Origin of the sequence: Marivirga lumbricoides (genome assembly GCF_014636295.1) — a bacterium.
Taxonomy (GTDB): Bacteria; Bacteroidota; Bacteroidia; order Cytophagales; family Cyclobacteriaceae; genus Marivirga; species Marivirga lumbricoides.
In genome coordinates, this window is record NZ_BMEC01000003.1 from 232,245 (window position 1) to 244,494 (window position 12,250).

At 36.7% G+C, this 12,250-nt stretch carries 12 protein-coding genes; 2 read left to right on the plus strand and 10 right to left on the minus strand.

Annotation, left to right across the window (positions count from 1 at the left end):
• Positions 1-5 precede the first annotated feature (5 nt).
• The gene (locus tag IEV85_RS05870) at positions 6-554 is read left to right on the plus strand and encodes a hypothetical protein (protein WP_188461170.1); all 549 of its coding nucleotides are present in this window, start codon (positions 6-8) and stop codon (positions 552-554) included.
• On the opposite strand, the gene IEV85_RS05875 is transcribed toward IEV85_RS05870, so the two are convergent.
• Both IEV85_RS05875 and IEV85_RS05880 read right to left on the minus strand, forming a co-directional pair.
• Complete coding sequence (locus IEV85_RS05875) at positions 544-1,635, minus strand: Ldh family oxidoreductase (protein WP_188461171.1); 1,092 nt, start codon at positions 1,633-1,635, stop codon at positions 544-546. The two genes, IEV85_RS05870 and IEV85_RS05875, sit on opposite strands and share 11 nt — an antisense overlap.
• Positions 1,635-2,567 (minus strand): Ppx/GppA phosphatase family protein, encoded by a 933-nt coding sequence (locus IEV85_RS05880; RefSeq protein ID WP_188461173.1) that lies wholly within the window; start codon positions 2,565-2,567, stop codon positions 1,635-1,637. Before IEV85_RS05880 ends, IEV85_RS05875 begins: the two co-directional genes overlap by 1 nt.
• A gap of 209 nt (positions 2,568-2,776) precedes the next feature.
• Between IEV85_RS05880 and IEV85_RS05885 the strand changes: the two genes are divergently transcribed.
• Complete coding sequence (locus IEV85_RS05885) at positions 2,777-4,366, plus strand: acyl-CoA carboxylase subunit beta (protein ID WP_188461175.1); 1,590 nt, start codon at positions 2,777-2,779, stop codon at positions 4,364-4,366.
• Positions 4,367-4,414: 48 nt separating this feature from the next.
• Here IEV85_RS05885 and IEV85_RS05890 read toward each other — a convergent pair whose 3' ends face one another.
• Genes IEV85_RS05890 through IEV85_RS05925 form a run of 8 tightly spaced genes read right to left on the minus strand, consistent with a single transcriptional unit; the run spans position 4,415 to position 12,244 of the window.
• A complete protein-coding gene (locus tag IEV85_RS05890; protein ID WP_188461177.1) occupies positions 4,415-5,272 on the minus strand; it encodes a CheR family methyltransferase in 858 nt (285 codons plus the stop codon).
• Positions 5,262-7,439 carry a PAS domain-containing protein gene (locus IEV85_RS05895; RefSeq protein WP_188461180.1) on the minus strand — a complete coding sequence of 726 codons (2,178 nt, stop codon included), beginning with the start codon at positions 7,437-7,439 and terminating at the stop codon, positions 5,262-5,264. The genes IEV85_RS05890 and IEV85_RS05895 overlap by 11 nt, the downstream gene beginning before the upstream one ends.
• Positions 7,429-8,028, minus strand: coding sequence for a hypothetical protein (locus IEV85_RS05900; protein ID WP_188461183.1), 600 nt, complete (start codon positions 8,026-8,028; stop codon positions 7,429-7,431). The genes IEV85_RS05895 and IEV85_RS05900 overlap by 11 nt, the downstream gene beginning before the upstream one ends.
• A gap of 13 nt (positions 8,029-8,041) precedes the next feature.
• Positions 8,042-9,853, minus strand: a complete 1,812-nt coding sequence (locus tag IEV85_RS05905) for a chemotaxis protein CheA (RefSeq protein ID WP_188461185.1) — start codon at positions 9,851-9,853, stop codon at positions 8,042-8,044.
• Positions 9,854-9,865: 12 nt separating this feature from the next.
• On the minus strand, positions 9,866-10,900 hold the full coding sequence (gene cheB / locus IEV85_RS05910) for a chemotaxis-specific protein-glutamate methyltransferase CheB (RefSeq protein WP_188461188.1): 1,035 nt from the start codon (positions 10,898-10,900) through the stop codon (positions 9,866-9,868).
• 6 nt (positions 10,901-10,906) lie between these two features.
• Positions 10,907-11,263 (minus strand): response regulator, encoded by a 357-nt coding sequence (locus IEV85_RS05915; RefSeq protein ID WP_188461191.1) that lies wholly within the window; start codon positions 11,261-11,263, stop codon positions 10,907-10,909.
• An 11-nt stretch (positions 11,264-11,274) separates the two neighbouring features.
• Positions 11,275-11,733, minus strand: a complete 459-nt coding sequence (locus IEV85_RS05920; RefSeq protein ID WP_188461193.1) for a chemotaxis protein CheD — start codon at positions 11,731-11,733, stop codon at positions 11,275-11,277.
• Positions 11,720-12,244: a chemotaxis protein CheW gene (locus tag IEV85_RS05925; RefSeq protein ID WP_188461194.1), complete on the minus strand. Its 525-nt coding sequence runs from the start codon at positions 12,242-12,244 to the stop codon at positions 11,720-11,722. The genes IEV85_RS05920 and IEV85_RS05925 overlap by 14 nt, the downstream gene beginning before the upstream one ends.
• Between the last annotated feature and the right edge of the window lie 6 nt (positions 12,245-12,250).

Below are 12,250 nucleotides of genomic sequence, written 5' to 3' on the forward strand. Positions count from 1 at the left end.
ATCTTATGAAAAAGTATATTTTATCTCTTCTCTTAGTTTCATTTATCTGTTCCCAGTCTTTCGCCCAAAAATATGTTGATGAAGAAAGTACTTTTCTGGAAAGGCTTTATTTAGGAGGTAATTTCGGTTTACAGATAGGGACTAATGTTACTCAAATTGAGGTTTCCCCAGCAGTTGGGTATATGGTCAATAACAAATTCTCTGCTGGAGTAGGAGTGATATACCAATATTTCAAAGCGAATGTGCAAGGCCCCTCTCAGGTTTACGAAATCAGTACCAATATTTATGGAGGGAAGCTATTTGGCAGATATAATATTACTGATTTTCTATTTGCTTATACTGAATTTGAAAATATAAACCTTGACGTAGCTAATTTTAGCACTCAGGAAGTAGCAAGAGAATGGGTACCTGGGATGTTTGTAGGAGCAGGTTATTTTCAGCCGATAGGAAGAAGAGCGGGTGTTAATTTGATGCTTTTGTACAACCTGCTATATGATCCCCTCAAATCTCCCTATAATAATGCTTTTGTATTAAGGCTTGGCTTTAGTCTTTAAAATAACTTTTAAAATCCAATTTAAATTGATCACCAATTTTTATTAGGTCCTCAATAACAGGATTTAATAAAGGAATACCATTTTTTAAGCGTTCATTTGAAATTTCTCTTTCAGGATCGCCAGGAATAAGCACTCTATCATTTTCTTCAGTCACAGAAGATTTTCTAAATGTTTCAATCCAGTTGTCCATATGCTTCTTGAAATCATTGGCAGGCCTGAAAGCATCAATACGCATGGCTCCGAAGAAGTGACCCAGTCCATCTCCTACAGGATCTTCTCTTAAAGGTAAAAAACTAACAAATGGAGGAGCCCATGGGCCGTAATTAGCGCCTGATAGTACTGCTGAAAATATGTCTACTATTGATCCAAGTATATAGCCTTTGTGACTTGCATGTTCTCTATCTCCCCCTAATGGCAACATACTTCCACCTGATTTGAGTGCATCCACATCTGTTGTGGGTTTACCATTTGAATCCTGTACCCAGCCAAGAGGTGCTTTCTCATTTTTTCTTTTTAAAACTTCCAACTTTCCATTGGCAGCTGTAGTGGTAGCAAAATCTGCCACAAAAGGTGGTTGTTTATCTGCAGGAATAGCAATAGAGATAGGGTTAGTACCTAATAATCTCTCAGTTGAGAATGTGGGAGAAACTAATGGGCTGGCATTTGTCATAGACCAGCCTATCATGTCATTTTCAAGAGCCATCATGCTATGATAGCCTGCAATTCCGTAATGGTTAGAGTTTTTAACGGAAACCCATCCTGTTCCTGCAATTTTAGCCTTTTCTATTGCTATCCGCATAGCAAACGGGGCCACTACAAGTCCAAGGCCTTTGTCACCATCAATAACAGCGGTACTTGGCGTTTCATGAACAATTTTAATTTCCGGCTTGGCATTTATTCTATCTTGCTCCCATAGCCGAATGTAGCCGCTCAAACGTGCTACTCCATGTGAGTCTACTCCTCTTAAATCTGCACTTAATAATACTTCAGCAGCTTCATGAGCTTCCTTTGCCGGACAGCCCATTCTCAGGAAAACCTCTTCAGCAAATAATTTAAGTGAGTTGTAACTAATGTTTTTCATTATACTATAATTTCTTCTTGTACTATAGCTTCAAGAATCCCCTCCTTTAAAGCATACGTTGATACCTGGATGGCGTTAAAATCATTGTTTCTGAGTATGAATTGAATTAAGCATATGGCAACTACTATCATATCCACACGCATTTCAATCATCCCGGGAATAGCTAAGCGCTCAGCTCTTTCTTTATGTATTATTTCATCAAAAAGTAATTGAAAGTCATCCAAGCTTAAGGTAAAGGCTACATCGTCCGGTTTGTTTTCTGTTTTTTTAGCATAAGCCATATCCACTAAAGTATCAAAAGTGCCTGAGGAACCTATTAGCGAATGAGGTTGCCATTCCTCTAATTGGGCTGTCAGTGGACTTAATTCTTTTTCTAAATATTGATAAAGATTTTCAATGTCCTCTTTCGAAATTGGATCATGTTTGTGAAACTTGTCTAATAGGCGTTGTGCTCCAATTTCGAAGCTTTCCAACCAGAATATTTCCTTTTCATTGCATAGGATAAACTCTACACTTCCACCTCCAATATCCATTACTAATGTAGGTTTGGAGCCTATTTTTATAGCTTTTTTAACGCCTTTTTGGATAAATTGAGCTTCTTCAATTCCAGAAATAATTTTTACTTTTATTCCGCAAACCTGATCTATTTTACGGATGATGTCTTTACCGTTACTGGCATTTCGCATAGCGCTGGTAGCACTTGCAAATATTCTGTCTACTTTTTCCGAGTCAATTTTATTCTTAAAATGACTTAATGTTTGTAATGCCCGTTCTTGTGCAGCATCCGTAATTTTGCCCACACTTATCCCTCCTTCACCGAGCTTAACTGCTATTTTCTCCTTATGAATAATTTCCCTCTCTGCTCCCGATACATCTACTATTAATAAATGGAAGGTGTTTGTTCCAATATCTATAACTGCTACTTTATCCATATTATAAGTTGGGCTGAAAAATTTGCGCAATATACTATATATTCATAAACCGACAATCAGATGTAGTAAGACCAATAGAAATGTTAATTATTTTTTAATCTAATCCTTAAAAGCGGAGATGGAATATAATTTTTGGAATTAAACGAGTATTATAATTCATTTTTCATAATGCCTAAGCTATATTTGAATATTAATCAATTTGAAATAGAATGGCTAAAAGCGATAAAGAAAAACCTGTCTATACTAAACCTACTTCAAAAGAAAAATTTGAGCTGTTAAAACAAAAGAATGAGGCTGCTTTAGAAGGTGGGGGAGAAAAGAGAATTGCTCAACAGCACGAGAAAGGGAAACTGACAGCCAGAGAAAGAGTGGACTTGCTGCTGGATGAAGGATCCTTTGAAGAGATAGGTAAGTTCGTGATGCATCGCTGCAAAGATTTCGGATTGGAAAATGAACATTACCCCGGAGATGGTGTAGTAACTGGTTATGGTACTATTTCAGGTAGATTGGTATACGTGTTTTCGCAGGATTTCACTGTATTTGGAGGTTCACTTTCTGAAACCCATGCAGAAAAAATTGTAAAAATTATGGATATGGCAATGAAGAACGGTGCTCCTGTTATCGGCTTAAATGATTCAGGTGGTGCCAGAATTCAGGAGGGGGTTGTTTCTTTAGGGGGCTATGCTGATATATTCTACAGGAATGTTCGTGCATCAGGCGTGGTGCCACAGATTTCTGCTATCATGGGGCCATGCGCAGGAGGAGCTGTTTACTCGCCTGCTATGACTGACTTCATTATGATGGTAGAAAATACCAGTTATATGTTTGTAACAGGGCCTAATGTGGTAAAAACTGTTACTCAGGAAAATGTTACAGCAGAAGAACTTGGGGGTGCAAGCACCCATAGTACAAAAAGTGGGGTAACGCATTTTTCTTGTGCTAATGAGTTGGAATGCATCAATAATATTAAACGATTATTGAGCTACGTGCCTCAAAATTGTGAAGATCCTGCTCCATCTGTTCCTTATGAGAAAAAAGAAGATGAGAGTAGAAAACAATTGAATGAAATTATTCCGGATAACCCTAACCAACCTTATGATATGAGAGAGGTGATAGAAGGAACGGTGGATGAAAAGAGCTTTTTTGAAGTGCATAAGAATTATGCTGAAAATATAGTAGTGGGGTTTGCCCACCTGGCAGGAAGAAGTATAGGTATAGTGGGTAACCAGCCAGCTTCTTTAGCAGGGGTTTTAGACAACGAGGCTAGTAAAAAGGCCGCTCGTTTTGTCAGATTCTGCGATAGCTTTAATATTCCATTATTGGTGTTTGAGGATGTTCCTGGGTTTTTACCGGGAACTGACCAGGAATGGAATGGAATTATATCTAACGGAGCAAAGTTATTATATGCTTTTAGCGAGGCCACAGTGCCTAGAGTAACTGTAATTACTAGAAAAGCCTATGGCGGTGCATATGATGTAATGAACTCTAAACACATAGGAGCCGATATGAATTATGCATGGCCTACAGCAGAAATAGCTGTGATGGGGGCTAAGGGCGCTGCTGAGATTATTTTCAGGAAAGAAATAGCGGCTGCTGATGACTCAGAAGCTAAATTAAATGAAAAGGTTGATGAGTATACTGAAAAGTTTGCTAACCCGTACAGGGCTGCTCATAGAGGTTATATTGATGAGGTTATAATGCCTGAAAACACAAGAGCTAAATTAATCAAAGCTTTTGCTATGCTTGAAAATAAAGTAGATGTTCTTCCTAAAAAGAAGCATGGAAATATCCCTCTTTAACAAGTGACTATTCAATAATTGAAGGTTCAGTTTATTGCTGAACCTTTTTTATATCTTTTTTCTGAAAATCCGCTGGTTCATATTGTAATATTCAAATCTATCTTCATCCAGGTAGCTAACCAGGGAGTCCAGAAAACCAACTATAAGGAAGCCTCCAGGTTTTAACGCTTTAAAAATTTTATCTATTACAATTGTTTTTGCTTGGCTGTTAAAATAGATTAATACGTTTCTGCAAAATACAATATCATATTTATCTGTATCCATATAGGCTAACTCATCCATTATCAAATTGGAATTCACGAAGTTTACATAGGAGAAGTATTCTTTTTTTACATACAGGTTTTTAGCATCTTCAGTAAAATACTGATCGAAATTTCCTTTAGGATTAAACTGAAGAAAATTACGCTGATATTCTGGTGCTTTTGCTTTTACTATTGCACCACTTTTGGCTGCATTTAAAGCATTAGAAGAAATATCAGTTGCCAGACTCTTCACCTTGTGAGTGATTTTTAATTCTTCCCAAATAATGCCTGCGGTATATATTTCTTCTCCCGAAGAACAGCCAGCGTGCCAGATGTGAATTTCTTTTTGATAAATAATTTCCTTTTTAATCAATTCTTGCAATGTCTGCCAGAATTCAGGATCTCGAAAGAGCGCGGTTAGCCCCACAGAAACTTCATTGATAAATTCATGGATAAAATCTTTATCCTTTAATGTGCGAGACCATAAGTCAAAGCTGGAAGTGAAATTAAACTTTCTGTAGATTCGTAGTAGCCTTCTCTTGAATGACTTTGGCTCATAATTATGAAAGTCAACATCATACCTTTTTAGTATGGCATCTTGTATTGATCGCATTTCAGCGTCAGAAATCTCTACCAAAAAGCCATTCTCTAAATCAGTTTGCATTTTTTAGGTTTAAGGAGTTTTGAATCATACCCACGAAGAGAAAAATGATCTTATCCAATTCCAGGTCAAGATTTTGTACTCCTGCAATACTTACTACCGAGCTAGTCCATTCACCCTCATTAGTTCTGAACTGTATTTCAGTTTCAATTTTTTTTCCGCTTTCCAATTCAGCCAAAACTCCTTCCAGGGTCCATTCATTTCCGAGCTTAAAGTTACTTTTATAATCTACATTTTTAAGACTCATACGACTATAGCCTGTGGCTTCAAAAAATAGAGGGTTGGCATTCTTCAGGGTGAAGTCTTTATTTAATTCGAGTATAGGAATTACACCTTTCATTGCGGTTACTGAACCACTTAGTTCATTCAGTTTCTGCTTTGATTTGGTGGTAAATTGTGCCAAAAGCATTACCTTCTTTAAGTTTTTATCACTGCCATATATAGGGTTTAACGTTCCTGATAACCACATTTCATGTCCACTACAGTCAGTTTGCTTAAATTCACCTGAGAAAAATTTTCCTTCTTTCAGGCTTTCCCACATTAATTGGTATTGTGGCTTTTCTCTGTCTTTTTCAGGTAAAAGGTCAAAATATGATTTTCCTTCAATATCTTTTAAAGTGAAGCCTGTAATGCTTAAGTAAATGTCATTTGCATGGGTGATTATACCAGTCTTGTCAAATTCAAGAGAAGCAATTGTTTTATTAATTGCCTCCATATGATTCATAAGTTCTGCCTGGTTTTTTTCGTTTTCTTTCTCCAAAAGTTTTTCCTGGGTAATATTTTCGCCTAATAGAAGCACCTTAGATAAATTGCCAGCATTATTTACAACCGGTGAATAGGAGGCTCCTAGCCAAAGCTCTTCATTTTGTGCGTTTGTGATAGGGTAATTTATCTGTATACTTTTACCAAGCTTCAAATGTTCCCAGATCTCCTGATGTTTGGAAGGGTCTGTACAAATAGATTGATGTGTTTTTACTTTAAGCTCAGAGGCTGTCCAACCTGTAAACTCAATCATTTTATTATTAGCACTTATAAGGTCACCTGAAATATTAAATTCTGCTTTTAACCAGGTATTGTCAATGGCAGAAAACACACTGTTTAATTCCATTTGGTTACGTGCCATTTCTTCCTGAATAGCCTCTAGCTCTTCCATGCTTTGGCGCATTTCTTCCTCACTTGATTGTAATTCTGAGGCCAAATGTTGCGAATCATCCAATAGTTTTTGGGTGTTTTCATTTACCTGAAGCACTGAGATAGATGCAGCTATGTTTTTAGCTACATCTTTCAGGAATTCAATCTTATACTGTTCTAAAATATGAAAACTCGCTATTTCCAGCGCTCCAACCATTTTTTCATCATTTATTAAAGGTATAATTATGATGTGTCTTGGCAGAGCCATCCCTAGTCCTGATTGGATTTTTACATATTTCTCAGGGACATCTGTAATATAAATGATATCTTTTTCCTGTAAACATTGGCCCAGTAAACCTTCTCCTTTTTCTACGCGCAAACTGGTAGCTTTTCGTCTTTCATAAGCGTAACACCCAATCATTTGTAAATGCTCTTCATCTTGTTCTTTATCTACCAAAAACATAGCCCCCTGGCTTGCTTCGATATATTTAATGACTTCGCTGATAATTTTAAAGCCAAAATCTTTCATATTTTGGTTATTTGTTCTCAATAATTCAGCAAACCGGGCCAGACCTTGCGCCTGCCATGTTCTTCTTTCTTCAGCACTTCTGAAAGCTACTAATTGCTGTTGGAGGTTAACTATAGCAGTTGAAAGTTGGTCTTCGTCTTTGTCATCTACCTCTATGGTTTCATTTTTGGCTAAGGAGTTGATTAACTGTGTAGCTTTTTCAATCTTGTTGTTATTACGATAAATATTACTGTAAAAAGCACTTGTCCATTTATTTCTGGATTCCGACAACCTTTTAATATGCTCTATGGAAAGATCAGATGCGGCCTCGCTTGCTTCCTGTATTGCTTTTCTTTCTTTTAGGTAAAAAATCCAGGTGAGTACTAAAAAGAAAAATGCAATGGAGTAGAAAACAATTCTGTAGATCCCGACAGCCTCTTTAGTAAAACATATAATAACAATTGCAGAAATAGAAATGAGCAGCCCTGTAAAAGCAGTAAATAAAAGGCGGTGGTATTTTTCAAGTGGCATATTCTTTACTTTTTTGGTTGATTGCTTTATTAAAATCAGAATCTAAAATCCAGATGAAGGAAGGAGATATTTTGAGATTTGCTTCAAAAAAGAAGTTAGCGGAAGAATAAATTGCGATGGTGCCATTCATTAACTCCAATTCGCTCCTGAGCCATTCCTGATTGGCTTCTTCAGGTTTAATGAATTTAGGTACATCTCCAAAAATCTTTAAATCCAGCTCATTAGATAATTCTGTGATTACTGATGCGGCCAATACATTGTCCACTTCTTTAAGTATAGCTTCTTTGTAGAAATCATTGTTTTCAATGTTCTTCATTTTCCTGATCAGCATGCCTGTTATTTCTTCAGCATCATTATGGTTTAGAACCAGATAACTTTTACCCTTAGCTTCCCCTATAACGTCAGTAATAAGTACGTATAGATTTTTATTTTTGAATATTTTCTCCATCAGGTCATTAGCTTTTCCCAACGAAAGCTCAAATTTTTTAATCCCTACTTTTTCTCCTGAAAGGTTTGAGAAAGATTTAGATGATTTTTCGAAGCCTTTTTTAAATATGTCGGCTGTAAATGCTTTTATGTTTTTGTCCATGATCGTTAAAAAATTAAGCTACAGCCGTAGCATTTACATTTAGAGAGTAGTTAAATAGTTTTTGAATGATTTGGGGCACGTTTAATACCAGGCAAACATTACCATTGCCTAAAATGGTTACACCGCTTATAAATTTCACAAAGTCTACAGGCTTCTTCAGGGGTTTTTCTACTATTTCTTTCTGTTGGAGTAGTTTATCTACAATGAGGCCGAGCTTTTTACCATTGTAATGGATAATTATTATCTGCCATTTCTCATCAGACTGAATTGCTTTTTCTCTTACATTTTCTTCTCCTTTAAAGAAGAGTTCTTTCAGGAATAGCGTTTCTATGGTTTTATCAAGATGTGAAACCATTAACCTGTTTTGCATTTTAAGTATCTTACTCTTATGTACAGAAATAACTGCATCTGTATAAGCCAATGGAATAGCATATTGTGTGTGGCCCACTTCAAAAAGTAAAGTAGCTTTTACAGCCATGGATGAAGGTAAAATAAGGGTGAAAGTAGTACCTTTTCCTGCCTCAGTGGTTACTTTGATATTTCCACCTACTGAGTCAGCAGCTTTTTTAACTACATCCATCCCTACACCCCGTCCTGAGATGCTGTTTACTACTTCGTTAGTGGAGAAACCAGGTTCGAAAATGAATGAAATGATCTCATCTTCAGACATATTTTTAGCGGCATTGGCATCTACCCAACCCTTTTGAATAACTTTTTCCCGTATTCTGGCTATATCAATACCTTTTCCATCGTCCTTTATATCAATGACCACTCCTTCACTTTCATTGCGTGCGGAAAGGGTTAATGTACCTGATTCTGACTTTTTTGCTGATTGTCGAACTTTAGAGTCCTCAATACCATGGCCAATGGCATTTCTAATTAAGTGTATTAAAGAATCTGAAATGATTTGTAAGATATTTCTATCGATTTCGGTATCGCTACCTTCAATAATTAAATCTACTTTTTTTCCTTCGGAGGTAGCTGCATCCCTCACTACTCTATGAAATTTATTAAATAGAAAGCCCACCTGAACGAGACGTACATCCATAACAGAATACTGAAGGTCCGATGTGACTCTTTTTAGCCTGTTAAATTCATTTCTAGACACATTATTTTCATGCTGTGTAATCAATCTGTCCCTTTCAATAATCAACTCCCCTACAAGATTCAGCAGGTTGTCCAGTTTTTTTACAGGTACCTGAACAACATCTGAAAAAGTAATTTTTTTGGTGTCTGTTTCCTCAGTGACTACAACTTCTGCAACATCTTGAACTTCTGTTATGGCATTACCAGTATCCTTGAGGTCTGTTTTATTTTTTTTGTCTATAGTTTCCTGTAATTCCGAAGGATTTTCACCAGCAACTTTAGTTTTTTTTGTTGTTGAGGATTTGCGTGTATACGTGGTCTTTAGAGTTTGAGAAGCAGCGCTTTCTTTTTTACGTAGATTTTCAACCAATACCTCCAGTTTTTTCTGAATGCCTCTATATTTTACATTGGCATCAGTTGAGTTGATGGAATCTATTAATTCAGTCAGAATGTCTATAGATTTGAATAGTACTGTAAAAATCTCACTATCAAGTAGCAAGCTTCCTTTCTTTATTTCAGTAAATACGTCTTCAAGAGCATGCGCAAATTTGGAAATTTTTTCAAACCCCATTCCGGCAGCATTGCCTTTTAAAGTATGAGTTATTCTGAAAATATTATCGATTGTCTTTACCTCAGCGGGAGATTTTTCAAGACGTGTCATTAAATTATTTAGCTCTTCTACAGAAGAAGAAGCTTCAGAAATGAAGAGTTCCTTATATTCGTTTTCTTTGTTGCTCATAACTTACAATCTTTATAAACAGCTGACCAAATATCCCCCCATTTGATCTATAGGTACTAAATTTTGCGCTGCGCCAGTATCAAAAGCATACTTTGGCATTCCAAAAACAACTGAAGTTGCTTCATCCTGCGCTAGTGTTAGCCCTCCTTCTTTTTTAATTTCAAGTAAACCTTGTGTACCATCTTTTCCCATACCGGTAAGTACTACACCAATCATTTTGCTGCCATACACTTTTGCTGCTGAGTGCATTAGGCAGTCTATAGAGGGGTTGTTGAATTCTGTAAACTTTTTATTAGTAAAATATGTAATTACTCCTCCATGCGGATTTTTCCTGAGTTGAAGGTTAGCATGCCCGGGAGCCAGGTATATTCTTCCCGGTAGTATCTCTTCTCCTGATTTGGCTACTGAGACTTTCAGTAGTGTTAAAGAATCAAGTCTTTTGGCAAAAGATTCGATGAAGCTTTCCGGCATATGTTGAGCAATAATAACAGGTAAAGCAAGGTTACTTGGTAATTGCTTTATAAGGTTTTCAATTGCACCTGGCCCTCCTGTGGAAGCGCCTACTACAATAGCAGAATAATTGAGTGGGCCCTGGAAAGAGTGTTCATGTTTGTTTTCTTTCACATGAATAGCCTTCACTGATGATTTTGCCGCAACTTTAACCAAATCAATTAATGGATAATTCTTTGCCTTAATTGATTGAGTAAGATCCTCTTTTGGTTTATCGAGAAAATCAAAAGCTCCTTTTTCAAGGGCATCAAAAATTAATTCATTTTCTTTACTAAGCGCACTTAGCAGGATAATAGGAATTGGCATTTCCTTCATCATTTGGGTAACCAGGTAAAGGCCATCATATTCAGGCATTAACATATCAGAAATGATAACATCAGGATGAAGCAAAACAGCTTTTTCTACACCTTCCCGTCCATTTTTAGCAGCTCCCACAAGTTCTATTTGAGAATCTGCTTTTAAAATATCTGAAAGTAGGATTCGCATCAGGGCTGAATCTTCAACAATCAATACGGAAATGCGCTTTTTTAAATTCATTTTACCTTACACTTTGGATAACGCCTGTACTAATTGTTCTGAGGTAAATGGCTTAACAATATAATCTTCCGCGCCTAGTTTCATACCTTCCTGTATTACGGATTCCTGCCCTACAGCACTGATCATAAATACTTTTGACAATAGACCTTCATCTTTATAAACTTTCAATATATCGGTACCTATCATGTCAGGAAGTATATTGTCTAAAGTGATGATGTCCGGTTGTAATTCAAATGCCAGATCAATGGCTTCCTCTCCGTTGGCAGCCTGTCCTACGATTTCATATCCTCCTTCTTCTAATGCGTCTTTAATTAAGGTGCGCATGTAAAGAGAGTCGTCTACTATTAATACTTTTTTTCCCATCTTGGTTATTTTTAAATTGCGTAAATCTGATTTTGAGAAGAGACCGATAGTTCTCCGTTTATTGTATTGAATTTTGCAGTTCTGCTTTTACAGCCCCCCACATCTTTAGCTGCTAAATAGATTTTATTATCTCTCAGAAGTTTTAGTAGGGTATCTGTGTTTTTTTTACCTGTGTTAAATCCTGAATTGAAAAGATTGGCACCTCCTACTAATTTTGCTCTTAATGTATTTTTGCTGCCACCTATTTTTTCAATTTCCTCCAGGAGTTTTTCAAAAGCTGTTTTAGCATTTAATGTAGTGTGTTTTTCCAGGTCGTCTGACAGTACTATATGAGCAGCAGCAGAAATCTTATTTACTCTGTCAAACAGGAAAAGACCTACGCATGAACCCAATCCATAGCAAGCTATATGTGCTCTTTGTTTTGTTACTACATAGTCGCCCAGGTTGAGGGCAAATTCAGACTGCTGCATTTTGTTTATTCATTTTAAAGATGCCTGAAATTTCATTTTCGCTCAGTGTTTTGAAGATGTCAATCATAATCACAAGCCTGTCATCCAGCTTAACAATCCCTTTTATATAGGACTGATCTGATTGCCCATCCTGAACAATATTACCTGCTTCTTCAATTTGTGACATAGTAACACTGAGGGTATTAGGCACTTCTTTAACAAGCACTCCCATTTTCATTTCTTCACTTTCAATTACCAGCGTGTAATTATCCTTTTTCTGCTGATTTTCTATTAGTTGCTGTAAGCCGAATTTTTCTTCCAGGTCCACAATAGCAATAATGTTTCCTCTCACATTGGCCACTCCTTTAACATAATTAGGAGTTTGTGGTAATCTGGTAATGTTTGGGGTTAATACCACTTCTTTAATCTGATCAATGTGGAGGCCATATTCTTCATCGCCTAACCGAATGACCACCAGTTGAAATTTCCGGGTGTCTTCGGCTCTAGTGTTTGCTTCTTTCACTTTTTCCATCTGACT

Coding starts and splice junctions, on each gene's coding strand:
- IEV85_RS05870 (WP_188461170.1), top strand. CDS start 6: ATGAAAAAGTATATTTTATCTCTTCTCTTAGTTTCATTTATCTGTTCC.
- IEV85_RS05875 (WP_188461171.1), bottom strand. CDS start 1,635: ATGAAAAACATTAGTTACAACTCACTTAAATTATTTGCTGAAGAGGTT.
- IEV85_RS05880 (WP_188461173.1), bottom strand. CDS start 2,567: ATGGATAAAGTAGCAGTTATAGATATTGGAACAAACACCTTCCATTTA.
- IEV85_RS05885 (WP_188461175.1), top strand. CDS start 2,777: ATGGCTAAAAGCGATAAAGAAAAACCTGTCTATACTAAACCTACTTCA.
- IEV85_RS05890 (WP_188461177.1), bottom strand. CDS start 5,272: ATGCAAACTGATTTAGAGAATGGCTTTTTGGTAGAGATTTCTGACGCT.
- IEV85_RS05895 (WP_188461180.1), bottom strand. CDS start 7,439: ATGCCACTTGAAAAATACCACCGCCTTTTATTTACTGCTTTTACAGGG.
- IEV85_RS05900 (WP_188461183.1), bottom strand. CDS start 8,028: ATGGACAAAAACATAAAAGCATTTACAGCCGACATATTTAAAAAAGGC.
- IEV85_RS05905 (WP_188461185.1), bottom strand. CDS start 9,853: ATGAGCAACAAAGAAAACGAATATAAGGAACTCTTCATTTCTGAAGCT.
- cheB (WP_188461188.1), bottom strand. CDS start 10,900: ATGAATTTAAAAAAGCGCATTTCCGTATTGATTGTTGAAGATTCAGCC.
- IEV85_RS05915 (WP_188461191.1), bottom strand. CDS start 11,263: ATGGGAAAAAAAGTATTAATAGTAGACGACTCTCTTTACATGCGCACC.
- IEV85_RS05920 (WP_188461193.1), bottom strand. CDS start 11,733: ATGCAGCAGTCTGAATTTGCCCTCAACCTGGGCGACTATGTAGTAACA.
- IEV85_RS05925 (WP_188461194.1), bottom strand. CDS start 12,244: ATGGAAAAAGTGAAAGAAGCAAACACTAGAGCCGAAGACACCCGGAAA.